This is a genomic window from Kribbella sp. NPDC104218, from assembly GCF_055584105.1.
Map to the genome: position 1 here is coordinate 33,401 of NZ_JBVJMQ010000002.1, position 23,940 is coordinate 57,340.

Annotated in this window: 17 protein-coding genes and 1 tRNA gene; 5 read left to right on the top strand and 13 right to left on the bottom strand. The window is 69.5% G+C overall.

Features of this window, described 5'->3' with window-relative positions:
- The first annotated feature begins 45 nt into the window (after positions 1-45).
- Entirely contained in the window at positions 46-531 is a 486-nt protein-coding gene (locus tag ACZ6ZD_RS16255; protein WP_465672761.1) for an NUDIX hydrolase, read from the top strand.
- A 34-nt stretch (positions 532-565) separates the two neighbouring features.
- On the opposite strand, the gene polA is transcribed toward ACZ6ZD_RS16255, so the two are convergent.
- On the bottom strand, positions 566-3,295 hold the full coding sequence (polA, locus tag ACZ6ZD_RS16260) for a DNA polymerase I (protein WP_465672763.1): 2,730 nt from the start codon (positions 3,293-3,295) through the stop codon (positions 566-568).
- 56 nt (positions 3,296-3,351) lie between these two features.
- Between polA and ACZ6ZD_RS16265 the strand changes: the two genes are divergently transcribed.
- Positions 3,352-3,771: a hotdog fold thioesterase gene (locus ACZ6ZD_RS16265; protein WP_465672765.1), complete on the top strand. Its 420-nt coding sequence runs from the start codon at positions 3,352-3,354 to the stop codon at positions 3,769-3,771.
- Here the strand turns inward: ACZ6ZD_RS16265 and ACZ6ZD_RS16270 are convergent.
- The gene (locus tag ACZ6ZD_RS16270; RefSeq protein ID WP_465672767.1) at positions 3,734-4,426 is read right to left on the bottom strand and encodes a GNAT family N-acetyltransferase; all 693 of its coding nucleotides are present in this window, start codon (positions 4,424-4,426) and stop codon (positions 3,734-3,736) included. The two genes, ACZ6ZD_RS16265 and ACZ6ZD_RS16270, sit on opposite strands and share 38 nt — an antisense overlap.
- 60 nt (positions 4,427-4,486) lie before the next feature.
- Between ACZ6ZD_RS16270 and ACZ6ZD_RS16275 the strand changes: the two genes are divergently transcribed.
- Positions 4,487-5,227: a DUF554 domain-containing protein gene (locus ACZ6ZD_RS16275; RefSeq protein WP_465672769.1), complete on the top strand. Its 741-nt coding sequence runs from the start codon at positions 4,487-4,489 to the stop codon at positions 5,225-5,227.
- 19 nt (positions 5,228-5,246) lie between these two features.
- Here the strand turns inward: ACZ6ZD_RS16275 and ACZ6ZD_RS16280 are convergent, their stop codons facing one another.
- The 6 genes from ACZ6ZD_RS16280 to ACZ6ZD_RS16305 form a co-directional block, all read right to left on the bottom strand.
- Positions 5,247-5,963 (bottom strand): ABC transporter ATP-binding protein, encoded by a 717-nt coding sequence (locus tag ACZ6ZD_RS16280; protein ID WP_465676050.1) that lies wholly within the window; start codon positions 5,961-5,963, stop codon positions 5,247-5,249.
- 23 nt (positions 5,964-5,986) lie between these two features.
- Positions 5,987-6,847 carry an ABC transporter ATP-binding protein gene (locus ACZ6ZD_RS16285; protein ID WP_465672771.1) on the bottom strand — a complete coding sequence of 287 codons (861 nt, stop codon included), beginning with the start codon at positions 6,845-6,847 and terminating at the stop codon, positions 5,987-5,989.
- On the bottom strand, positions 6,844-8,556 hold the full coding sequence (locus tag ACZ6ZD_RS16290; protein WP_465672773.1) for a branched-chain amino acid ABC transporter permease: 1,713 nt from the start codon (positions 8,554-8,556) through the stop codon (positions 6,844-6,846). The genes ACZ6ZD_RS16285 and ACZ6ZD_RS16290 overlap by 4 nt, the downstream gene beginning before the upstream one ends.
- A complete protein-coding gene (locus tag ACZ6ZD_RS16295; protein WP_465672775.1) occupies positions 8,553-9,869 on the bottom strand; it encodes a branched-chain amino acid ABC transporter permease in 1,317 nt (438 codons plus the stop codon). The genes ACZ6ZD_RS16290 and ACZ6ZD_RS16295 overlap by 4 nt, the downstream gene beginning before the upstream one ends.
- An 83-nt stretch (positions 9,870-9,952) precedes the next feature.
- Positions 9,953-11,191, bottom strand: coding sequence for a branched-chain amino acid ABC transporter substrate-binding protein (locus ACZ6ZD_RS16300; RefSeq protein WP_465672777.1), 1,239 nt, complete (start codon positions 11,189-11,191; stop codon positions 9,953-9,955).
- A gap of 365 nt (positions 11,192-11,556) precedes the next feature.
- Positions 11,557-12,141, bottom strand: coding sequence for an ANTAR domain-containing response regulator (locus tag ACZ6ZD_RS16305; protein WP_465672779.1), 585 nt, complete (start codon positions 12,139-12,141; stop codon positions 11,557-11,559).
- Positions 12,142-12,210: 69 nt separating this feature from the next.
- On the opposite strand from ACZ6ZD_RS16305, the gene ACZ6ZD_RS16310 reads away from it, so the two are divergent.
- A tRNA-Leu gene (locus ACZ6ZD_RS16310) sits at positions 12,211-12,283 on the top strand.
- Between the two features lie 197 nt (positions 12,284-12,480).
- On the opposite strand, the gene pyk is transcribed toward ACZ6ZD_RS16310, so the two are convergent.
- From pyk to gltB, 4 genes are all read right to left on the bottom strand, one after another.
- On the bottom strand, positions 12,481-13,932 hold the full coding sequence (gene pyk, locus ACZ6ZD_RS16315; RefSeq protein ID WP_465672781.1) for a pyruvate kinase: 1,452 nt from the start codon (positions 13,930-13,932) through the stop codon (positions 12,481-12,483).
- Positions 13,933-14,031: 99 nt separating this feature from the next.
- Entirely contained in the window at positions 14,032-15,567 is a 1,536-nt protein-coding gene (locus ACZ6ZD_RS16320) for a metallophosphoesterase family protein (RefSeq protein WP_465672783.1), read from the bottom strand.
- Between the two features lie 82 nt (positions 15,568-15,649).
- On the bottom strand, positions 15,650-17,116 hold the full coding sequence (locus ACZ6ZD_RS16325; protein ID WP_465672785.1) for a glutamate synthase subunit beta: 1,467 nt from the start codon (positions 17,114-17,116) through the stop codon (positions 15,650-15,652).
- The gene (gene gltB / locus ACZ6ZD_RS16330; protein ID WP_465672787.1) at positions 17,116-21,654 is read right to left on the bottom strand and encodes a glutamate synthase large subunit; all 4,539 of its coding nucleotides are present in this window, start codon (positions 21,652-21,654) and stop codon (positions 17,116-17,118) included. The genes ACZ6ZD_RS16325 and gltB overlap by 1 nt, the downstream gene beginning before the upstream one ends.
- A 202-nt stretch (positions 21,655-21,856) precedes the next feature.
- Here gltB and ACZ6ZD_RS16335 point away from each other — a divergent pair, with 202 nt between their 5' ends.
- Positions 21,857-22,690: a phosphotransferase gene (locus ACZ6ZD_RS16335; protein ID WP_465672789.1), complete on the top strand. Its 834-nt coding sequence runs from the start codon at positions 21,857-21,859 to the stop codon at positions 22,688-22,690.
- 109 nt (positions 22,691-22,799) lie between these two features.
- On the opposite strand, the gene lgt is transcribed toward ACZ6ZD_RS16335, so the two are convergent.
- Positions 22,800-23,918 carry a prolipoprotein diacylglyceryl transferase gene (gene lgt / locus ACZ6ZD_RS16340; RefSeq protein ID WP_465672791.1) on the bottom strand — a complete coding sequence of 373 codons (1,119 nt, stop codon included), beginning with the start codon at positions 23,916-23,918 and terminating at the stop codon, positions 22,800-22,802.
- Between the last annotated feature and the right edge of the window lie 22 nt (positions 23,919-23,940).

Below are 23,940 nucleotides of genomic sequence, written 5' to 3' on the forward strand. Positions count from 1 at the left end.
ATTTTTCACCTTAAAGTAAGCACCCCCGGTGGATAGTGTCGTGCTATGACGACCCCGAAGTTCATCCTCGAGCTCCGCGAGAAGGTCGGCCACGACCTGCTCTGGCTGACCGGACTGACCGGCATCGTGCTGGACGACGCCAACCGGATCCTGCTCGTCCAGCGCGCCGACACCGGCCGCTGGGCCCTGATCGGCGGCATCCTCGAGCCCGGCGAACAACCCGCCGTTGCCCTGGTCCGCGAGATCCACGAGGAGACCGCCGTGGACGCCGAGGTCGAGCGCCTGATCGGCGTCGAAACCTTCCCGCCCGCCGCCTACCCCAACGGCGACCAGGTCCAGTTCCTCGACCTAGCCTTCCGCTGCCGCCCCCTCACCACCACCGCCCGCGTCAACGACGACGAGTCCCTCGACGTCCGCTGGTGGCCCCTCGACGCCCTCCCCCCACTCCGCCCCGAAGAACACCGCCTGATCGACCGCGCCCTCTCCCCCGCCGCCCAGCCCTACTACGTGACGAGCGCCGACCGCGGGTAGCAGTCGGCGCTCGTCGGGACGGCGTTGGCCCGGGCTAGTGGGCGGCTTCGTGCCAGGTGCGGCCGACGCCGACGGAGACGTCGAGGGGGACGTCCATGGCGACGGCGGCGCCCATGTCGCGGCGGACCAGGGTCTCGAGGGCTTCGCGCTCGCCGGGCGCGACCTCGAAGACGAGCTCGTCGTGGACCTGGAGGAGCATCCGGGACTGCAGGCCGGCCGACTTGAGGGAGGTGTCGACCTTGAGCATGGCCATTTTGATGACGTCGGCGGCGGAGCCCTGGATGGGGGCGTTGAGGGCCATGCGTTCGGCCATCTCGCGGCGCTGGCGGTTGTCGCTGGTCAGGTCGGGCAGGTAGCGGCGGCGGCCGAGGATGGTCTCGGTGTAGCCGCTCTTGCCGGCCTCGAGGACGATGCTGCGCAGGTAGTCGCGGACGCCGCCGAAGCCCTCGAAGTACTCGTCCATCAGGCCCTTGGCCTCGTCGACGCCGATCTTCAGCTGCTGGCTCAGGCCGTAGGCCGACAACCCGTAGGCCAGGCCGTAGTTCATCGCCTTGATCTTGGCCCGCTGCTCGGTCGAGACCTCACCCGGCTCCACCTGGAAGACCCGGGACGCCGTCACCGAGTGGAAGTCCATCCCGGAGTTGAAGGCGTCGATCAGGCCCGCGTCCTTGGAGACGTGCGCCATGATCCGCATCTCGATCTGGCTGTAGTCGGCCGACATCAGCGACTCGTAGCCCTCGCCGACCACGAAGGCCTGCCGGATCCGGCGGCCCTCCTCCGTCCGGATCGGGATGTTCTGCAGGTTCGGGTCGGTGGAGCTGAGCCGCCCGGTGGCCGCGATCGTCTGGTTGAAGGTGGTGTGGATGCGGGCGTCGCGGGGGCTGATCGTCTTCAGCAGGCCCTCGACGGTCTGCCGCAGCCGGGTCGCGTCGCGGTGCGCGAGCAGGTAGGCCAGGAACGGGTGCTCGGTCTTCTCGAACAGCGCCTGCAGCGAGTCGGCGTCGGTCGTGTACCCGGTCTTGGTCCGCTTGGTCTTCGGCATCTGCAGCTCGTCGAACAGCACCACCTGCAGCTGCTTGGGCGAGCCGAGGTTGATCTCCTTGCCGATCACCTCGTACGCCGAGGCGGCGGCCTCGCGGACGCCGGTCGCGAACCGCTCCTCCAGCTCCTCCAGGTAGCCGCGGTCGACGGCGATGCCGTCCCGCTCGAGGCCGGCGATGACATCGATCAGCGGCAGCTCGACGTCGGCGAGCAGCGCCGTCCCGGCCTGCTTCTCGAGCTCGGCGTCCAGCGTGTCGGCCAGATCAGCGATCGCGCGGGCGCGCAGCATCGTGTGATCCGCGGCCGGGCCGCCCTCGACGTCGTCGAAGCTGAGCTGGCCGTTCTCCACCTCTTCGGTGCGGAGCTCGCGCTTGAGGTAGCGGACGGTCAGATCGGCCAGATCGTAGGACCGCTGGTCCGGACGGACCAGATACGCGCTCAGCTGGGTGTCCGAGCTGAGGCCGGCCAGCGACCAGCCGCTCTCCAGGAAGCCGAGCAGCGGGCCCTTCGCGTCATGCAACGCCTTCGGCTGTTTCGGATCGGCCAGCCAGGCCTGCCAAGCGGCCGCATCCTCGGCGGTCATCGCGGTCGGGTCGAACCAGGCCGCCGCGCCGGAGGTGTTGGCCAGCGCCAGACCGGTGATCTCACCCGTCCCTCGGCCCCAGCTGCCCTGGACGGCGACGCCGACCCGCTCACCGGCGTGCACATGCTTCTCGAGCCAGGCCGCGACCTCACCCGGCTTCAGCTGGACGCCGTCCAGCTCGAAACCGTGGTCGACGGTCTCGTCGACCTGCTCGTGCTCGGCGACCAGCCGCTCGCGCAGCACCCGGAACTCCAGGCTGTCGAACAGCGTGTGCACCTGCTCGCGGTCCCACGGGACGCGGACCAGGTCGTCGACCGAGACTTCGAGCGTCAGATCCCGGACGAGCTCGTTGATCTGGCGGTTCCGGATCACGTCGGCCAGGTGCTCGCGCAGCGACTCCCCCGCCTTGCCCTTGATCTCGTTCACCCGGTCGACGACGTCGTTCAGCGAGCCGAACTGGTTCAGCCACTTGGCGGCCGTCTTGTCACCCACGCCCGGGACGCCGGGCAGGTTGTCGCTCTTCTCACCGACCAGCGCGGCCAGATCAGGGTAGAGGCGCGGCGGGACGCCGTACTTCGCCTCGACCGCGGCCGGATCCATCCGGGCGATCTCGGAGACGCCGCGCTTGGGGTAGAGCACGGTGATGTTCTCGTTGACCAGCTGGAACGAATCCCGGTCGCCGGAGCTGATCAGCACCTCGAACCCCTGGTCGGAGGCCTGCGTGGCCAGCGTCGCCAGGATGTCGTCGGCCTCCCAGCCGTCGATCTCGGTGGTCGGGATGCGGAGCGCCTCCAGCACCTCCTTGACCAGCGAGACCTGCCCCTTGAACTCGTCCGGCGACTTCGACCGGCCGGCCTTGTACTCCGCGTACTGCTCGGAGCGGAAGGTCTTGCGGGAGACGTCGAACGCGACGCAGACATGCGTCGGCTGCTCGTCGCGGAGCATGTTGATCAGCATCGAGGTGAACCCGTACACCGCGTTGGTGTGCTGCCCGGTACTGGTCGAGAAGTTCTCCACGGGCAGCGCGTAGAACGCCCGGTAGGCCAGCGAGTGCCCGTCCAGCAGCAGGATCCGCGGCCGGCCGGAACCTGCCGCCGCAGAGTCTTTCGTGATCGTCGAGGTGTTGGTTTCTGGAGCCACGGACCGACTCTAGTGGGTCCCGGGGACACTTTCCGACGTGGGCGTAGTCTGCCGCTGTGACAGATCCGAACGGCCTCGGGCCGGGTATGAACATCGAGGGCACGCTGCTGCAGTCCATGGGCATCGTTGTCAGTGCGGCCGCGCCGGAGCGGGTCGTCGCGACCATGCCGGTCCAGGGCAACACGCAGCCCTACGGCCTGCTGCACGGCGGCGCGTCCTGTGTGCTGGCCGAGAGCCTCGGCTCGATCGGCTCCGCGCTGCACGCGGCGGCGTACGGGAAGGTCGCGGTCGGCGTCGACATCAACGCGACCCACCACCGCGCCGTCCGCGACGGCGTCGTCACCGGCGTCGCGACGCCGATCTACCTCGGCCGGACGACGACGTCCTACGAGATCGTGATCACCGACGACCGCGACAAGCGGGTCTGCACGGCGCGGATCACCTGCCAGCTGATCCAGGCTCCGGCGGGTAGCTGACCGGCTCGGCCGGCGACCGCGACAGCTGGGCGCGGCGGGCGATCACCGAGCGCCGCGACGACAGCAGGGCGAGCAGGTTCGGCGCGTGCTCGGCGGCCATCCGGCGGGCGACGGTGTGCGTGTTCGCGAACCGCAGGATGCCGGCCTGGCCGAGGCCGAGCCGGGCCAGGAACCGGTTCGCCTCGCGGGCGACCGCGGGCGCGACGGCGGCCAGGTGCGGGCACTTCTCGTGCTCGGCCCAGGCCACCGCCTCGGCGATCAGCGCCTTGCCCAGGCCGTGCCGCCGGGCGGCCTCGCTGACGTGCAGGTACTCGATCGTGACGGTGGTGTCGTCGTGCAGCGGGCTGATCGCCGTCCGGCGCAGGTAGGCCATCGCGTGGACGGCGCCGTCCAGCTCACCGACCAGCAGCCGGCCGCTCGGGTCGGCCAGATGTTTGCCGACGGCAACCTCGGCGGCGGCCACCGACGGCGCCGCGGGCAGCCGGGACGAATGCCCGGAGCCGATCGTGGTCAGCTCGCGCCACAGCGCGACCAGGGCGCCGGCGTCACCGCGCTGGGCGTCCCGCACCTCGATGGCTGCTGCCACGGCGACCTCCAGGATCTGGTCCACCCCCGAGGTGAACGAGACGAGCCGGATACTCTCGTCCCCGCGCAACAGTAGGCCCTCCGGGGTCACTTGCAAAGCTGCGCCCAGGAGTCGGAGCGGAGACCTCGTTTGTTCATCGGAATCGGTACCGTCGTCAACGTCGCAACGGTTCTGGTCGGCTCGGTACTCGGTGTGCTCGTGGGGCACCGGCTGAGTCACCGGACCCGCGATCTGGTCACGGACGCACTCGGCCTCGTCACGCTGCTGATCGCGATCACGTCGGCACTCACCGTGGGTTCGAAGGCGCTCAGCGACGCCGTCGGCCCGAGCGCGCCGGTGCTGATCGTGCTCGGCGCGATGCTGATCGGCGGGATCACCGGCTCGCTGCTGAAGATCGAGCAGCGGCTGGAGGGGTTCGGCGCCTGGATCCAGCACCGCTTCACCCGCGGGGACGGCGAGAGCACGTTCGTCGAGGGGTTCGTGACCGCGTCGATGGTGTTCTGCGTCGGGCCGCTGACCTTCCTCGGCGCGCTGTCCGACGGGCTCGGCCGGGGCGCGGACCAGCTGTTCCTGAAAGCCGTCCTGGACGGCTTCGCCTCGATCGCGTTCGCCGCGTCGCTGGGCTGGGGAGTGGCGGCGTCCGCGCTCGTCGTCCTGGTCGTCCAGGGGCTGATGACGGCGGTCGGCGCGGTACTGGGCGACGTCCTGCCGGAGGCGCACGTGACGGCGCTGGGCGCGACCGGCGGCGTGATGCTGATCGGGGTCGCGCTGCGGCTGCTGAAACTCAAGCAGATCGCGGTCGCCGACATGTTGCCGGCGTTGATCGTGGCGCCCCTCCTCGTTCAGCTGCTGATCGTGTTCCGCAGCTGAACGAGGAGGGTAGGCAACGTCAGTCCTCGCCGAGGTAGGCCTTACGCACCTCGTCGTTGACCAGGAGCTCACGCCCGGTGCCGGACAGCTTGATCTGCCCGACCTCCAGCACGTAGCCGTAGTCCGCCCGCTTCAGGGCGGCCTGCGCGTTCTGCTCGACCAGCAGGATCGTCGTGCCCTGCTTCTGCAGCTCGGTCACCGTCGACATGATCCGCTTCATCATGATCGGCGACAGACCCATCGACGGCTCGTCCAGCATCATCAGCTTGGGCCGGCTCATCATCGCCCGGCCCATCGCCAGCATCTGCTGCTCGCCGCCGGAGAAGGTACCGGCCGGCTGCTTGCGCCGCTCCCCCAGGATCGGGAACAGGTCGTACGCCGAGTCCAGGTCGGTGCGGACACCGGCCGGGTCGCGGCGGGCGAACGCGCCGAGCAGCAGGTTCTCCTCGACGGTCAGCTTCGGGAAGATCCGCCGGCCCTCGGGAGAGTGCGCCAGCCCGCGGGCCACGATGTCGTGGGCCTGGACGTGGTCGATCCGCTCGCCCTGGAACCAGATCTCGCCGTTACTCGGCCGCAGCAGCCCGGAGATCGTCCGCAGCGTGGTGGTCTTACCGGCGCCGTTGGTGCCGATCAGCGACACCACCTGCCCCTGCTCCACGCTGAAGCTGATCTTCTTCACCGCGACGATCTTGCCGTAGGCAACTTCCAGGTCGCGGACCTCGAGCATCGCGGTCAGCGGCTTGTCCTCGGTGCTGTCCGTCATGACTTCGCCTCCTCGGTGACGTCCTGCGGACGGTCGTCCTCGTCGTCGTCGTCGCCCTCACCGGTGCCGATGTAGGCCTCGATGACGCGCGGGTCGGACTGCACCTCACCCGGCGTGCCCTCGATCAGGGCCTCGCCGCGGACCAGGCACAGCACCCGGTCGCAGAGGTTGAAGATGAACCGCATGTCGTGCTCGATCACCACGACCGACAGGCCGGAGTCCCGGATCTTGAAGATCAGGTCCATCGCCTGCTTGGTCTCCTGCGGGTTCATACCGGCCGTCGGCTCGTCCAGCAGGATGAGCTTCGGGTCGGTGGCCAGCGCCCGCGCGATCTCGAGCCGGCGCTGGTCGCCGTACGGCATGTTCCGGGCCAGGTGCTCGGTCGAGCGGCCCAGGCCGACGAAGTTCAGCAGCTCCTGGGCGCGGACCCGGGTCTCGTGCTCCTCGCGGCGGAACTTCGGGCCGTGCAGGACCGAGGTGAGCGCGCCCGCGCTGGTCCGGCAGTAGCGGCCGACCATCACGTTCTCCAGCGCGGTCATGTTCGCGAACAGCCGGATGTTCTGGAACGTCCGGGCCATCCCCGCCTTCACCACGGCGCGCGGCTTCGGCGGCAGCGGCGTCCCGGCGAACCGGACCTGCCCGCTGGTCGGCTTGTAGAGCCCGGTCAGGCAGTTGAAGAACGTCGTCTTCCCGGCGCCGTTCGGGCCGATCAGACCGACGATCTCACCCTCGCGAACGGTCAGGTTGACATCGTTGACCGCGACCAGGCCGCCGAACCGCATCGTCACGCCGGAGGCCTCGAGAATCGGGCCGCCGACCTGGTGGGCCGGCGCCGGCGTCGTGTCCGTGACGGTCATTTGGCCTCCTCGACCAGGAGCTTGTGTTCGACCGCTTCGGCCAGCTCCTCGTCCTCTTCGTGGAACTCGAGCTGCCGCCGGCGACTCGCCACCAGGCCCTCGGGCCGGAAGCGCATCATCAGCACCAGCAGGACGCCGAACAGCAGCAGCCGGTACTCCGAGAAGAACCGCAGCTTCTCCGGCAGCAGCTTCAGGATCGTCGCGCCGAGCAGCACGCCCGCGATGGTGCCCATACCGCCGAGCACGATCGCGGCCAGCAGGAACGCCGACTCCAGGAAGATGTACTGGTCCGGGCTGACCGCGCCGTCCTGGTGGGCCTTGATGGTGCCGGCCAGACCGGCCAGGAAGGCGCCGACCGCGAACGCGAGCAGCTTCAGCCCGAAGACGTTCACGCCCATCGCTTCGGCGGCCTTCTCGTCCTCCCGGATCGCCACCCAGCCGCGGCCGATCCGGCTGTTGTTCAGCCGGGTGAACGCGAGGATGACGCCGCCGATCAGGATCAGCAGCAGGAAGTAGTAGTTCGAGAACCGGCCGAGCTCGATCCCGAACGGGTGGTGCGCGACGCCGAAGTTGAAGCCGAACACCTCCAGGTCGGGGATGCCGGGGATACCGTTCGGGCCGTTGGTCAGGTTCGGGCCGTTGTTCCCGTCCAGGTTGAACATCGCGAACCGGAAGATCTCACCGAAGCCCAGCGTCACGATGGCCAGGTAGTCACCCGAGACCCGCAGCGTCGGCGAACCGATGATGAGGCCCAGGACGGCGGCCACGCAGGCGCCGACCAGGACGACCACCAGGAACGGCGGCTTCCAGCCGATCGTCGCGAACGCCGACGTCGACAGCGTCGCCGCGACGTACGCGCCCGAACCCAGGAACGCGATGTACCCGAGGTCGAGCAGACCGGCCAGACCGACCACGATGTTCAGACCCATCGCGGTCGCGCCGAAGACCAGCACCGCGGTCGCGATCGACATGTTCGCGTCCGACCCGTTCTGGGTGAACGGGAACAGGAACGCCACCGCGAACGACGCCAGCGTCAGCACCTTGCGGTGCCGCTGACCCGACTGGCCCACCCACGACATCGCGCCGGTGCGGAACAGCGCGGTGGCGACGGTCCCGACGAACAGCAGGCAGAGGATGAACGACCAGGCGTCCTCCAGGCCGAGCGCGTACGCCGCGACGAACAGCAGCGCCGCCATCAGGACGGCGATGGCCAGGATCTCCAGCCAGGCCGGCGTCCGGGCCTCGGCCAGGTTCCGCAGCTGCGGGCGCAGCGGCAGGCTCCAGCCCGAGACCGCGAGCAGCAGCGCACCCACCAGCGAGACGTAACCGCCGGGGTTGACGTTGATCAGCCCGTCGGACTCGACCGAGATCGCGACCAGGACCAGCGCCATGTAGAGCGACAGGCCGGTCCCGAGGACCCGCAGGCCCAGGGTCGCGTCCAGCCACTCGCCCAGCCAGGCCAGCGGGCCCTGCTCGATGAACAGCACGACCAGCGCGATCACGGCGACCACGATCGCCAGGATCTGCAGGCCACCGGGGTAGAAGTTGATCGACAGGTTGTTCAGGATCGTGCCGTCGTAGCTCCAGGACAGGAACGAGCCGATCACGACCAGAGCCACGCCGACCAGGCCGACCGGCCAGGCGAACGGCTTGGCCTTCGGGGCGGCGGGAACTTCCGCCGCCGCGGTTTCGGTCTGCACATCCGTCATGCGCGGTCCACCACCCTCGCGCCGAGCAGGCCCTGCGGCCTGAACACCAGAACCAGAATCAGAATGACGAACGCCCAGGCGTCCTTCCAGGTGCTACCGCCGAACTGCCCCGGAATGTACTGCGTGGCCATCGCCTCGACGACACCGAGGACGAGACCGCCGACGACCGCGCCGTAGATGTTGCCGATACCACCGAGCACCGCGGCGGTGAACGCCTTCAGACCGGCCAGGAAGCCCATCCGGAACTCGATGTTGTTGTTCTGCAGTCCCTGCGATACACCTGCGATCGCAGCGAGTACAGCGCCGAGCGCGAACGCCACGACGATGATCCGGTCCACGTTGATACCCATCAGGCGGGCGGTGTCCGGGTCCTGCGACACGGCCTGCATACCGCGGCCGATCCGGGTCCGGTTGATGAAGAACCAGAGCAGGATCGCGCAGAGCGCCAGCGCCGCCATCGTGAAGACCGCGGACCGCTGGATGGTGACGCCGCCGACGGTCAGCGCCGAGCCGGTCACCACATCGATCTGCGGGAACGGGATGCGCTGCTTGGCGGTGGGCCACTCGATGCTGGTCAGCAGCACCTTGAAGATCACCCAGCCGAGCTCGGCCGCCACGGCCGCGCTGGCAGCCGCCAGGACGATCGCCTTCGGGGACGTCGTCGTCCGGGCCTGCTTGCGGGCGCCGATCGACAGCAGGTAACCGACCACGGCGCCGACCAGCGCGCCGCCGACGATCACCGCCGGGACCAGCGCGACGGTGACTTCACGGGCGATCAGCCGGACGACGGTCCACAGCAGCACCGCGCCGACACCGGCCCCGAGCAGGGGCGCCCGGTCGTACCACTTCGACACCGGGTGGTCCAGGTTCAGCCGCTCGGGCAGCTGACCGACGAAGTACCCGACCGCGATCGCGAGACCGGCGAAGACCGCCACGGTCCACGCGGGCTGGTCGTACATCAGCCGGATGAACTCCTGCAGGAACACCGAGATACCGATCGCGGTGATCAGCGGAGCCAGCCGTGGCGCGTTCCGCAGGGGACGATACGCGACACGTTCCATCAGCACCGCGGTGCCGACCGACGCGAGCATCGCGCCGAGAATCATCACCGGCAGGATCCACACCGCGGTCTTGCCGTCGAAGAACAACAGATATGTCGTCAGCGCGCCGAACGCGCCGATCATGAACACCTCGCCGTGGGCGAAGTTGATGAGTTGCACGATGCCGTAGACGACGGTGTACCCGACTGCGATCAGGGCATACAGCGATCCCAGCGTCAGCCCGTTCACGAGCTGCTGGAAGAACTGATCCACGTCGACCTCCCTACTACCTCGGTTCCGACATGCCACGGGGGCGGGAGGATCGCTCCCACCCCCGAGACATGAGGTCGACTTGCTTACTTGGTCTCGAACGCCTTGGTCTCGACCGTGGCCCAGTCGGCGCCTTCGGCCTTGTAGACGGTCAGCACCTTGGAGGTGCTGTCGCCGTACTGGTCGAACCCGACCTTGCCGGTGACGCCGTCGAAGGCGACCTTGCCGACGGCATCGATCGTGGCCTGCCGCGCGGACTCGACGTCCTTGGCGTCCTTCAGGGACGTCTTCAGGGCGTTGATGATCGCGTTGGCGGCGTCGTAGGAGTAACCGCCGTAGGCCGCGGAGTCCTCCTTGAAGCCGGCCGTCTTGTAGTCGGCCAGGAACTTCTTGCCGGCCTCGGTCGAGTCGGTCGGCGCGCCGACGGACGTCGACAGGTCACCCGCGGCGGTCTTACCGGCCAGCGTGATGAACTTCGGGTCCTTGATGCCGTCGCCGCCCATCAGCGGGACGTTCAGGCCGCCGGCCTTCATCTGCTGCGACAGCGGCCCGGCCTGCGGGTACTCGCCGCCGTAGTACACGGCCTGCGGGGCCGACGGCTTGATCGCCGAGATGACGGCCTGGTAGTTCGAGTCGTCCGGGTTCACCGTCTGCGCGGCCACGACCTCGCCGCCGAGCTTCTTGAACTCGTCGGTGAAGGTGCCGACCAGACCCTGGCCATAGGCCTTCTTGTCGTGGATCGTCGCGACCTTGGTGATCTTCGCGGTCTCGAACAGGTAGCGCGCCGCGAACGGGCCCTGGACGGCGTCCGTCGTGCAGGTGCGGAAGTAGTTGGCGTACGGCCGCTTGGGGTTGGCCTGCCAGTCCGCGCCCTGGGTCAGGCCGGGGCCGGTGTTGGCCGGCGAGACCTGGACGATGTTCTTCGGCGCGAGCACCGGCTGCACCTGCTGGGCGACGCTGGTGTTCAGCGTGCCGACGACGCCGATCACGTCGGGGTCACCGGCGAGCGCGGTGGCGGCGTTCTTGCCCGGCTCGGTCTTGCCCTCGTCGTCCTTCGCGACGGCCTCGAGCTTCCAGCCCGGAATCGCGTTGGTGTCGTTGGCCTGCTTGATGGCCAGCTCGACCGAGTGCTGGATGCCGAGACCCAGCGCCGACAGGTCACCCGACAGCGGGGCGATGATGCCGATCTTGGCGGTCTTGGTCGCGCCAGACCCGCCCCCGCCCTCGTCGCCGCTGCGTGAACCGCAGGCAGTCAGGGCCAACGACGCAGCGATCAGCGACGCGCCGACCCTTACTACGGAACGCTGGTGCACTGTTCCTCCCATGTCTGGATAGTCCGGCCGATTCCCGGACCCCCGCGATTGCCGCGAGCACCGGCAGGTTAGGCCCTGGACAGGTTCCAAGCGAACAGCGCATGAGCTGTGTTGTGAGGTCGTTACCGCTGTAAGGGTCGTCTTGCATCCTGAGACCTGTCCTATCACCGGCTTGATGACACAGGGTCAGGACGCGGTTTTCCTGCGTGAGCGAAAGGCGGCGGTCGCTGCGACATTTGGGCACGGTGCGTGACAGATTCCCACGTCATATCACCGTCGGGTGACAATGTGCCCCCACCCGGCCCGGCGGCCGCCGTCCGGCCGACATCGGGGCCTCTAGCAACGACTGACGCGTCAGGCAGATTGTGGTACGCCGGTCAGCTGCCGGCCTCGTCGACGACCAGCTCGGCCACCTGCCGCATCGACACCCGCTTGTCCATCGCGGTCTTCTGGATCCACCGGAACGAGTCCGGCTCGGACAGCCCGAACTTCGTCTGCAGCACCGACTTCGCGCGATCCACCAGCTTGCGCGTCTCCAGCCGCTCCGCCAGATCCGCGACCTCACGCTCCAGCTCCGCCAGCTCGACGTACCGCGACGCCGCGATCTCGATCGCCGGCAGCAGATCCGCCTTCGAGAACGGCTTCACCAGATACGCCATCGCCCCCGCGTCCCGGGCCCGCTCCACCAGCTCCCGCTGCGAGAACGCCGTCAGCATCAGCACCGGCGCGATCCGCTCCCCCGCGATCTTCTCCGCCGCGCTCAACCCGTCCAGCTTCGGCATCTTCACATCCAGGATCACCAGATCCGGCCGGAACTCCGTCGCCAGCCGGATCGCCTCCTCCCCGTCCCCCGCCTGCCCGACAACGTCGTACCCCTCCTCCGCCAGCATCTCGGCCAGATCCATCCGGATCAAAGCCTCGTCCTCAGCGATCACCACACGCTTAGCAGTCACAAGGCCCACTGTATCGAGCCCCCACCCGGCCCGATGCACGGAGAGCCGTTCGCGATGAGCTAGGATTTTCCTCCGTCGGCCCTGGTACTCCAACGGCAGAGAGAGTCGCCTCAAACGCGATACAGTGTGGGTTCGAATCCCACCCAGGGCACAAGAGCTGTCGACGCCATCTGCGAGCGTCGTCCCCCGCACGCCGCGCCGTCCCGCGCGCTCTCCCGGCAGGGCCCCTCGAAACACGAGATCGTTGCCTGATGCCCCGAATCGCTCCGACGCGGCTCGACGGGTTCGTTGGGCCCAGGACATGACGAAGGCGGGCAGTTGGTCAACTGCCCGCCTTCGTAGTCGTGCTTACGGGTTGGGGGTTCGGTAGGCGGGGGCGATGCCTTGGATGGCGTCGCCGATGCGGTGGACGCGGAGGGCGTTGGTGGAGCCGGGGATGGAGGGCGGGGAGCCGGCGACGATGACGACGAGGTCGCCGCGGTTGAGGGTGCCGAGTTCGAGGAGGCGCTGGTCGACCTGGCGGACCATCTCGTCGGTGTGGTCGACGGTGGGGACGATGTGGGTCTCGATACCCCAGACGACCGAGAGCCAGGAGGAGACCGAGGGGACGGGGGTGAAGGCCAGGACCGGGATCTCGGTGCGGTAGCGGGCCAGGCGGAGTGCGGTGTCACCGGACTGGGTGAAGGCGACCAGGAGCTTGGCGTCGAGGCGCTCGGCGACGTCGGCGGCCGCGCGGGCGATGACGCCGCCCTTGGTGCGCGGCTCCCACTCGATCTCCTTGACCCGGGACAGGCCGTGGTCCTCGGTGGACTCCACGATCCGGGCCATCGTCTTGACGGTCTCGATCGGGAAGCGGCCGACGCTGGTCTCACCGGACAGCATCACCGCGTCGGCGCCGTCCAGGACGGCGTTCGCGACGTCGGAGGCCTCGGCCCGGGTCGGCCGCGGCGCGGAGATCATCGACTCCAGCATCTGGGTGGCGACGATGACCGGCTTCGCGTTCAGGCGGGCCTGGTCGATGATCAGCTTCTGGACGATCGGCACCTCCTCCAGCGGGAGCTCGACGCCGAGGTCGCCGCGGGCGACCATGAACCCGTCGAAGGCCTCGATGATCTCGTCCAGGTTGGCGACCGCCTGCGGCTTCTCGATCTTGGCGATCACCGGGACCCGCAGGCCCTCCTCGTCCATGATCTTGTGCACCAGCTGGATGTCGGCCGCGTCCCGCACGAACGACAGCGCGATCATGTCGGCCGGCAGGTGCAGCGCCCAGCGCAGGTCCTCGGCGTCCTTCTCCGACAGCGCGGGGACGCTGACCGAGACGCCGGGCAGGTTGATGCCCTTGTGGTTGGAGACCGGGCCGCCGACGGTGACCCGGCAGATCACGTCGGTCTCGGTCACCTCCTCGGCGACCAGCGCGATCCGGCCGTCGTCGATCAGCAGCTGATCGCCGGCGTTCACGTCGCCGGGCAGGCCGTCGTACGTCGTCCCGCAGATCGTCACGTCACCGGGGACCTCCCGGGTGGTGATGGTGAAGCGCTCGCCGTAGGTCAGCGTGACCTTCCCCTCGGCGAACTCGGCCAGCCGGATCTTCGGACCCTGCAGGTCGACGAGGATGCCGACGTTCTTGCCGGTCTCCGCGGCGGCGGTGCGGATCCGCTGATAGATCCGCTCGTGCTCGGCATGGGCTCCGTGGCTCAGGTTGAGACGAGCCACGTCCATACCGGCTTGGACGAGTTCCAGGATGCGCTCGGGGGCGGCCGTAGCCGGGCCAAGCGTACAAACGATCTTTGCGCGACGCACGTCACAAAACCCTACTCCTACAAGACCACTCGGTTGCTGGTCCACCCCCATTACTGGACGGCTAACTCCTGATGACAGGTGGCCGCGGAGGCTGTTTCGTCAGGAAGGCAAGGGGGTGTAGGCCCCGACGGTGATGTCGCCGGCCAGCCCGGCGCTGACCGTCTGCAGGCCGATCGGCTTGCCACCGGTATAGGTGATCAGCGTCATCTCGCCCGGCCGCCGCAGCGTGTAGCCGAGCGCGAACGCGTACGCCGCTCCCCCGGTCGTCCCGTTCGTGTACGTCGTCACGGCGCGCCCGTCGACCACCTTGTGGTCCGGACCGACCTGGCGGTGCAGGTGCCCCGACAGCAGCAGCGTCGCGCAGCCGCGGGCGGCGGTGTCGGCGTACGACGAGGGGTCGTGCACGACCATCGTCGAGATCCGCTCGTCGTCGGGCTGCTCGCAGGCGACGTCGGCCAGCCGGGCGGACTGCTCGGCGATCGTCTCGTCGCCGGGGCTGTCGGCGCTGCCGAGGCCGGTCCGGGTCGGGTCGCTGTCGCCGAGGAAGCGGATGCCCTCGACCTCGACCGGTTCGGAGTCCAGGACGGTGAAGCCGTTCTTCCGCATGGCGCCCTCGATATGACCGCCGGCGTCGTGGTTCCCGGCGACGGCGACCACTTTGAGGTCCTTGAAGTGCTCCCGCAGCGAGTGGATGCTGAACACCTCCCACGCCTGGCCGGACGACGAGTCGTCGCCCGCGTCGATCAGCACCTTGGCCCCGGCCACCTTCGCGACCTCCGCCGCGACCGGGTCCATCCCGATGTTGTCGTGCCGGTCGGACACGAGCAGCGCGACCGTCTCGCCCTCGGTGGCCTGGTGGATCCGGCCGCCGACCTTGGGGACCTGGTCGCGGAGCTTGCCGTAGAACTCGGTCGACCGCTCGTAGGTCTCGATCGCGGTCTTGATGATCCCGACGCCGCCGGTCGTGGAGAACCCCGACGCCACCTGGACCGACTGCAGCCGCGGGTCGAGCGACAGGTCCGGCAGCAGCTGGCCGAGCGGGCGCCACTCGGTCGGCGCGACGTCGGCCGAGCGCATCCGGGCCGGGCCGAAGATCGAGCCGATCGTGATCAGCATCGCCACCAGGACGACGACCGCCCGGTGCTCGAAACGGCGTTCGTGGGTGTGCACCAGCTCCCACAGCTCGCGGCGGCGCCGGCGTCCGAGCGACGTCCAGAGCGTCGCCACCAGCACGACCACGAGCAGGCCGGTGCCCGCGCCGGCGACGGCGTTGTCGATCGCCATCTCCTCGATCACCTGGCGGATCCGGGCGATCTCACCGTCGGGCTGGGAGGCGATCAGCGCGTCCCGGTTCAGCAGCTCGGTCAGGTTCTCGGCGTCCGTCTCCTGGACGTCGATGTTCACGCCCAGCCCGCCCGGCGTGTCGGCCGGGATCCGCAGCCGCGGCAGCACCGCGCCCAGATCCAGCGTCGCGTGCCCGTCGAACGTCGGCGACACCGTCGCCGCGTGCGCGCCGATCGTCACCCGCTCGGAGTCGTTCGAGAACCCGAACAACCCCACCGCCAGCGTCACCACCAGCCACAACACGACCAGCCCGCCCCACGGCGCCACCGCGCGGACCCGTCTCCTCGTCACCAACCTCGGTCCCACACCCCCAACCTATCCGTACACCCCACTCCGGACACGGATCTTGTCAGGCCCGTGTCCGGAGCGGCGGTCAGACGGTGAGGGGGCGGGCGGTGGGGGGGATGGGGGTGGGGAGGGTGGAGGAGCCGGTGAGGTGGGTGTCCACGCCGTTGGCGCAGGAGCGGCCTTCGGCGATGGCCCAGACGATGAGGGACTGGCCGCGGCCGGCGTCGCCGCAGGCGAAGACGCCCTCGACGGAGGTGTGGTAGTTCTTGTCGCGTTTGACGTTGCCGCGCTCGTCGAGCTCGACGCCGAGCTGGTCGAGGAAGCCCTCGCGCTCGGGGCCGAGGAAGCCCATCGCGAGCAGGACGAGCTGGGCGGGGATGGTGCGTTCGGTGCCCTCGACGGGGTTGAACTTGCCGTTCTCGAACTTCACCTCGACCAGGTTCAGCCCGGAGACGTTGCCGTCGGCATCGGCCTCGAAGTTCACCGTGGAGACGGCGTACACGCGGTCGCCGCCCTCTTCGTGCGCGGAGGCGACCCGGTAGATCATCGGGTACGTCGGCCACGGCTGGCCGGCCGGACGGTCGTCGCCCGGGCGCGGCATGATCTCCAGCTGGGTCACCGAGCGGGCACCCTGGCGGTGCGCGGTGCCGAGGCAGTCGGCGCCGGTGTCACCGCCGCCGATGATCACGACGTCCTTGCCGGTGGCAAGGATCTGCTCCTCGACGGCCGTGCCGAGCGCGACCCGGTTGGCCTGCGGCAGGTACTCCATCGCCTGGTGGATGCCGCCGTACTCACGGCCGGGCACCGGCAGATCGCGGGCCGCGGTCGCGCCGGTGGCGATCACGACGGCGTCGTACCGCTGCTTGAGCTGGGTCCCGGTGACGTCCACGCCGACGTTGACGCCGGAGCGGAAGACCGTGCCCTCCTCCTTCATCTGCTGGATCCGGCGGTCGACCTGCGCCTTCTCCATCTTGAACTCGGGGATGCCGAAGCGGAGCAGCCCGCCCGGCGCCTCGGCGCGCTCGTAGACGGCGACGGTGTGCCCGGCCCGGGTCAGCTGCTGCGCGACCGACAGCCCGGCCGGACCGGAGCCGACGACCGCGATCGTCTTACCGGTCAGCCATTCCGGCGGCTGCGGACGGACGTGCCCGGTCTCCCAGGCCTTGTCGATGATCGCGACCTCGACGTTCTTGATCGTGACCGGGTCCTGGTTGATCCCGAGGACGCACGAGGTCTCGCACGGCGCCGGGCACAGCCGCCCGGTGAACTCCGGGAAGTTGTTGGTCGCGTGCAGCCGCTCGATCGCCGACGACCAGTCGTCGCGCCAGACCAGGTCGTTCCACTCCGGGATCAGGTTGCCCAGCGGGCAGCCGCTGTGGCAGAACGGGATCCCGCAGTCCATACACCGGCCGGCCTGCTTGGTGATGATCGGCAGCAGCGCCTTGCCCGGGCCGCCGGGGTAGACCTCGTTCCAGTCCTGCAGCCGCTCGCCGACCGGACGCCGGGCCGCGACCTCGCGGCCGGTGGTCAGAAAACCCTTGGGGTCAGCCATCAGATGGCCTCCATCATCGCTCGCGTGGTGGCTTCCTCGTCCAGCCCGTCGCGCTCGGCGGCCGCCTTGGCCGCCAGCACCCGGGCGTAGTCGCGGGGCATCACCGTGGTGAACCGGGCAGCGGCGGCGGTCCAGTCGCCGAGCAGCTTGGCCGCCCGCTCCGAACCGGTCTCCTCGTGATGCCGCCGGACCAGGTCGTGCAACAGCTCGGACTCGTCCTCGGTGAGCGGGAGCAGATCCACCAGCTCCGGGTTCACCAGGGCGCGGTCCAGATCGAGCACGTGGGCCACGCCGCCCGACATGCCCGCGGCGAAGTTCCGCCCGGTAGCGCCGAGGACGACGACGCGTCCGCCGGTCATGTACTCGCACGCGTGGTCGCCGACCGCCTCGACCACCGCGGTGGCGCCCGAGTTCCGGACGCAGAACCGCTGGCCGGCGCCGCCGTTGATGAACAGCTCACCGGACGTCGCGCCGTACGCGATCACGTTGCCGGCGATGATCTGGTCGGCCGCGTCGAACCGGGCATGCCGGTCCGGGCGGATGACGACCCGGCCGCCGGACAGGCCCTTGCCGACGTAGTCGTTGGCGTCGCCCTCGAGGCGCAGCGTCACGCCGCGCGGGACGAAGGCGGCGAACGAGTTGCCGGCCGAGCCGGTGAAGGTCAGGTCGATCGTCCCGTCGGGCAGACCGGCCGCCTTGTACCGCTTGGTGATCTCGTGCCCGAGCATGGTGCCGACGGTCCGGTTGACGTTGCGGATGGCAACTTGCGCGCGCACCGGCTCGCCGTCGTCCAGCGCGGGCCGGCAGATCCGGATCAGCTCGTTGTCGAGCGCCTTGTCCAGACCGTGGTCCTGGACCGTGGTCTGGTGCCGCGACGCGCCGTCCGGCAGCGCGGGCACGTGCAGGATCGGCGACAGGTCGAGCCCGTCGGCCTTCCAGTGGCTGACCGCGCGCCGGATGTCCAGCACCTCGGCGTGCCCGATCGCCTCGTCCAGCGTCCGGAAGCCGAGCTCGGCCAGGTACTCGCGGACCTCCTCGGCGATGAACTCGAAGAAGTTCACCACGAACTCCGGCTTGCCGGAGAACCGCTCGCGCAGCACCGGGTTCTGGGTGGCGACGCCGACCGGGCAGGTGTCCAGGTGGCAGACGCGCATCATGATGCAGCCCGACACGACCAGCGGAGCGGTCGCGAAACCGTACTCCTCCGCGCCGAGCAGCGCCGCGACGATCACGTCCCGGCCGGTCTTCAGCTGACCGTCGGTCTGGACGACGATCCGGTCCCGCAGGCCGTTCAGCAACAGGGTCTGCTGGGTCTCGGCCAGGCCGAGCTCCCACGGGCCGCCCGCGTGCTTGAGCGAGGTGAGCGGTGACGCGCCGGTGCCACCGTCGTGCCCGGAGATCAGGACGACGTCCGCGTGCGCCTTGGAGACGCCCGCGGCGATCGTGCCGACCCCGACCTCGGAGACCAGCTTCACGTGGATCCGCGCCTGCGGATTCGCGTTCTTCAGGTCGTGGATGAGCTGCGCCAGGTCCTCGATCGAGTAGATGTCGTGGTGCGGCGGCGGCGAGATCAGGCCGACGCCGGGCGTCGAGTGCCGCGTCCCCGCGACCCAGGGGTACACCTTGTGACCGGGGAGCTGACCACCCTCACCGGGTTTGGCGCCCTGCGCCATCTTGATCTGGATGTCGTCGGAGTTCGTCAGGTACTCCGCCGTGACGCCGAACCGGCCGGACGCGACCTGCTTGATCGAGCTGCGCCGGGCCGGGTCGTACAGCCGGTCCGGGTCCTCGCCGCCCTCACCGGTGTTCGACTTGCCGCCGAGCCGGTTCATCGCGATCGCGAGCGTGGTGTGCGCCTCGGCGCTGATCGAGCCGTAGCTCATCGCGCCGGTGGAGAACCGCTTGACGATCTCGCTGACCGGCTCGACCTCGTCGATCGCGATCGGCTCGCGGCCGCTGTCGAAGCCGAACAGGCCGCGCAGCGTCATCAGCCGCTCGGACTGCTCGTCGATCTTCTGCGTGTACTGCTTGAAGATGTCGTAGCGGCCCGACCGGGTGCTGTGCTGCAGCCGGAACACGGTGTCGGGGTCGAACAGGTGCGGCTCGCCCTCACGCCGCCACTGGTACTCGCCGCCGACCTCCAGCTTGCGGTGCGCGGGCAGGATGCCGTCGGCCGGGTACGCGCGCAGGTGCCGCATCCGGACCTCTTCGGCGATCGTGTCCAGACCGATCCCGCCGAGTTTGGACGACGTCCCGGTGAAGTACTGCTCGATCAGCTCGGGCGCGAGGCCGGTCGCCTCGAAGATCTGGGCGCCGGTGTACGACGCGACCGTCGAGACGCCCATTTTCGACATCACCTTGAGGACGCCCTTGCCGAGCGACTTCACGACGTTGCGAACGGCCTGCTCGGGGTCGAGCCCGGGCAGGTAGGTCCCGCGGCGGGCCAGGTCCTCGACGGACTCCAGCGCGAGGTACGGGTTGACGCCGGCGGCGCCGTACCCGACCAGCAGCGCGACGTGGTGCACCTCGCGGACATCGCCGGCCTCGACGACCAGACCGACCTGGGTCCGCGTCTTGCGGCGGACCAGGTGGTGGTGGACGGCGGCGGTCAGCAGCAGCGACGGGATCGGCGCGCTGTCGGCGTTGGAGTGCCGGTCGGACAGGACGACGATCCGCGCCCCGCCCTCGATCGCGGCGTCCGCCTCGGCGCAGATCTCCTCCAGGCGCGCCTTCAGCGCCTCGCCACCGCCCTCGACGTCGTACACGCCGCGCAGGACCGTGGTGGCCAGGCCGGGCATGTCGCCGTCCAGGTTGATGTGCCGGATCTTGGCCAGCTGGTCGTTGGTGATCACCGGGAACGGCAGCACCACCTGTCGGCAGGACGCCGGGCCCGGGTCGAGCAGGTTCGCCTCGGGGCCGAGGCTGGACGACAGCGAGGTGACGAGCTCCTCGCGGATCGCGTCCAGCGGCGGGTTGGTGACCTGGGCGAACAACTGCGCGAAGTAGTCGAACAGCAGCCGCGAGCGGTCACTGAGGACGGCGATCGGCGTGTCGGTACCCATCGAGCCGATCGGCTCGCCGCCGGTCTTGGCCATCGGCGTCAGCAGGACGCGCAACTCCTCCTCGGTGTACCCGAAGACCTGCTGGCGGCGGGTGACCGACGCGTGGCTGTGGACGACGTGCTCGCGCTCGTGCAGGTCCTCGAAGCGGATCAGGCCGCCGTGCAGCCACTCGTCGTACGGGTTCTCGTTGGCGAGCGCGTTCTTCACCTCGGTGTCGGTGACGATGCGGTGCGCCTCGACGTCCACCAGGAAGATCCGGCCCGGCTCGAGCCGGCCCTTCTCGGTGACGGTGGCCGGGTCGATGTCCAGGACGCCGGCCTCGGAGGCCAGGACGACGAGGCCGTCCTCGGTGACCCAGTAGCGCGACGGGCGCAGTCCGTTGCGGTCGAGGACCGCGCCGATCTTCGTCCCGTCGGAGAAGACGACGGACGCCGGGCCGTCCCACGGCTCCATGATCGTGGAGTGGAACTCGTAGAACGCGCGGCGCTTCGGGTCCATAGTGGCGGCGTTCTCCCACGCCTCCGGGATCATCATCAGCATCGCGTGCGGCAGCGAGCGGCCGCCGAGGTGCAGCAGCTCGAGCACCTCGTCGAAGGAGGCCGAGTCCGAGGCGCCCGGCGTACAGATCGGGTAGAGCTGCTCGAGGTCACCAGGGATCAGGTCGCTCGAGAGCAGCGCCTCGCGGGCGCGCATCCAGTTCCGGTTGCCCTGCACGGTGTTGATCTCGCCGTTGTGGGCGATGTACCGGTACGGGTGGGCCAGCGGCCAGGACGGGAACGTGTTGGTGGAGAACCGGCTGTGGACGACGCCGAGCGCGGAGGCCAGGTCGGGGTCGGTCAGCTCGGGGAAGAACTTGTCCAGCTGGTCGGTGGTCAGCATCCCCTTGTAGGTGATGGTCCGGCCCGACAGCGACGGGAAGTAGGTCTCGGTCTCCTTCTCGGCCCGCTTCCGCAGCCGGAACGCCATCCGCTCCAGGGCGAGGCCGAGCACGCGGCCCGCGGTCGCCGTCACGAACAGCTGCTTGAAGGTCGGCATCACCGAACGCGCCGTGTTGCCGAGCAGCTCCGGCGTCGTCGGCACGTCGCGCCAGCCCAGGACGGTCAGCTTCTCCTCGGCCGCGATCTCCTCGATCCGGGCGATCGCCTTCGCGGCGTCGTCCGCCTCGGCCGGCAGGAACGCCATCCCGACCGCGTAACTGCGCGGCACCGGCAGCTCGAACTCGCACACCTTGCGGTAGAACGCGTCCGGCACCTGGATCAGGATGCCCGCGCCGTCACCGGAGTCCGGCTCGGCGCCCGAGGCGCCGCGGTGCTCGAGATTGCGCAGCGCGGTCAGGGCCTTCGCCACGATGTCGTGACTCGGTTCACCGGTCAGAGTCGCGACGAACGCGACGCCACACGCATCGTGTTCGTGCTTGGCGTCGTACAGACCCTCACTCGGGCGGTGCTTGAGCCATTGGGGGGCGCGACCATACATTCAGGGGCTCCCGTCGTCCTACGGTCAACAACTGGCCGCGGGACAACATTGGCCCAAGCCGGGTGTCCCGAGACTACCTCATGACGCCCGGTATCTGGACTCCGATTCCACCGCCAGGCGCGCCATCTCACGCTCAGTAAGCAAGCGCTCACTCCGCGGCCCTATCCTCCCAGTAACCCCCTCCCCCGGCCACCCTTAACAGATGAATTACGCCCCACATCCCGCCTGGACCCCGCTCACGACCGGTACCGGCGCCTCGACCGCCGGCGTCTGGCGCACCCCGGACGGGTTCGTGGTCAAACGACTGCTGCGCGGTGACGAACGGCGTACCGGCTACAGCTACTGGCGGCGGCAGGCCGAGGTCGCGAGCAGCCGCGTGGTCGAGCGGACGGCCGGGCTGCGGGCGCCGCGCTGCGTGAAGATCGAGAGCGACGCGGACGGCGTCACGCTGTGGACGGACGTCGTCGCCGTCGCGCCCCTGTCACCTGTCGAGCTGGCCGAGGCGCTCGGGCGCTTTGCCTGCAACGAGATTCCCGTCGCGGACTGGTTCGCGCGGGACGTGTTGCGGGATCGGGCGCGGAACGACGAGGCGCACGGCTGGAGTGCGATAGGGCGATTGGGCAACGAACTGTGGGGACGCCGGGAGGCCGTGCTGAGCGAGCTCGATCGGTTGCCGCAGGTCGCGGCGCACGGCGACGCGCATCCGGGGAATCTGCTCGGGCGGGACGGGGACGCGGTGGTGGCGGTGGACTGGGAGCAGTTCGGGGTCGCGGCGGTGGGCTTCGATCTGGGGTACTTGCTGGTGTCGACCGAGCATCCGCTGGATGAGCTGGTCGCGGCATACCAGCTGGGCAGCGGCGGAACTTCCACAGCGGACGCCGTCCGCCGCGGGGCCGTGCTGACCGCGGCGCTCACGACGGTGGCCCGGGCAGCCTGGGCCGTCCGGCGCGGGGAGCCTGGTGGACACTTGGAGCGGCTGGAGCGGTTGGCACCGAGCCTGGCCGAGGCCTGGACCCCAAGTCATCACCTCAGCTGATGCACAGCCACCAACCCGCTCCTCACCGCTACTGAGGCTGGGCCGCACGTACGCCCGGTGGGGATCTCCGTCTCAGCTGAGGTCTGGAGGGCCCGCACCGGGCTCGTGGTCACCTCGGAGCGCCGTCCGGGGTTGAGCCGTCCGCTGGGGACGCCGAGGCAGCCGGTCCTCCGGCCGGCTCCGCCTCGGCTGAGTTCGGTGCGGAGCTGTGCGGGGTGGAGGGCGTGACAGCGGACGCGCCTGGCGCGGGGCTCGACGTCGGCTGCGCCTCCGCCTCGGCGGGGGGCGCGTCTGCCTCGGAGGGAGTGGCGTCGGTCGTGTCCGCCTCTGTGGCGGGAGTGGCGTTCGTCGCCTCTGCGTCGCCGGCAGGGGAACCGTCAGCGGGGGTGGTGGTTAGGGGGGATTCGCCGGGGCGGGTGCGGGCGCTTACTACGAAGGCGGCTACGGCTAGGACGAAGAGGATGAGCGACGTCCAGACGTTGAGGCGGAGGCCGAGGAAGTGGTTGACCTCGTCGATGCGGAGGTTCTCGATCCAGGCGCGGCCGGCGGTGTAGGCGGCGACGTAGAGGAAGAAGGCGCGGCCGTGGCCGAGGGTGTAGCGGCGGGCGACGAGGAGGATGAGGGCGACGACGCCGAGGTTCCAGAGGGCTTCGTAGAGGAAGGTCGGGTGGAAGGTGGCGAACTCGGCGTAGCCCTCGGGGCGGTGGGCCGGGTCGATCTCGAGGCCCCAGGGGCGAGTGGTGGGTTTGCCGAAGAGCTCTTGGTTGAAGTAGTTGCCGAAGCGGCCGAAGACCTGGGCGAGGGCGATACCGGGGGCGATCGCGTCGGCGAAGGCCGGGAAGGAGACCTTGGCGCGGCGGCAGGCCAGGTAGGCGCCGAGGGCGCCGAACCCGACCGCGCCCCAGATGCCGAGACCGCCGTTCCAGATCTTCAGCGCGTCGACCGGGTTGCGCCCCTCGCCGAAGTAGAGCTCGGCGTCGGTGATGACATGCCAGATCCGCGCCCCGACCAGCCCGAACGGGATGGCCCAGAACATGATGTCGGACAGCACCACCGCGGAGCCGCCGCGGGCGACCCAGCGTTTGCGGGTCAGCCAGTATCCGGCGAAGATTCCGGCCAGGATGCACAGCGCGTACGCGCGGATCGGCAGGCCGAGGACGTGCCAGACACCCTGGCTCGGGCTGGGGATGAACGCCGGAACCATCACGGCGGTGATCAGACTAGACATGGCATCCGGAACGCTACTCGAC

Excerpts from the sequence above, each read along its gene's own strand:
- gltB (WP_465672787.1), bottom strand. The coding sequence starts at position 21,654 with ATGTATGGTCGCGCCCCCCAATGGCTCAAGCACCGCCCGAGTGAGGGT.
- ACZ6ZD_RS16290 (WP_465672773.1), bottom strand. The coding sequence starts at position 8,556 with ATGACGGATGTGCAGACCGAAACCGCGGCGGCGGAAGTTCCCGCCGCC.
- ACZ6ZD_RS16325 (WP_465672785.1), bottom strand. The coding sequence starts at position 17,116 with ATGGCTGACCCCAAGGGTTTTCTGACCACCGGCCGCGAGGTCGCGGCC.
- ACZ6ZD_RS16285 (WP_465672771.1), bottom strand. The coding sequence starts at position 6,847 with ATGACCGTCACGGACACGACGCCGGCGCCGGCCCACCAGGTCGGCGGC.
- lgt (WP_465672791.1), bottom strand. The coding sequence starts at position 23,918 with ATGTCTAGTCTGATCACCGCCGTGATGGTTCCGGCGTTCATCCCCAGC.
- ACZ6ZD_RS16335 (WP_465672789.1), top strand. The coding sequence starts at position 21,857 with ATGAATTACGCCCCACATCCCGCCTGGACCCCGCTCACGACCGGTACC.
- ACZ6ZD_RS16300 (WP_465672777.1), bottom strand. The coding sequence starts at position 11,191 with ATGGGAGGAACAGTGCACCAGCGTTCCGTAGTAAGGGTCGGCGCGTCG.
- ACZ6ZD_RS16255 (WP_465672761.1), top strand. The coding sequence starts at position 46 with ATGACGACCCCGAAGTTCATCCTCGAGCTCCGCGAGAAGGTCGGCCAC.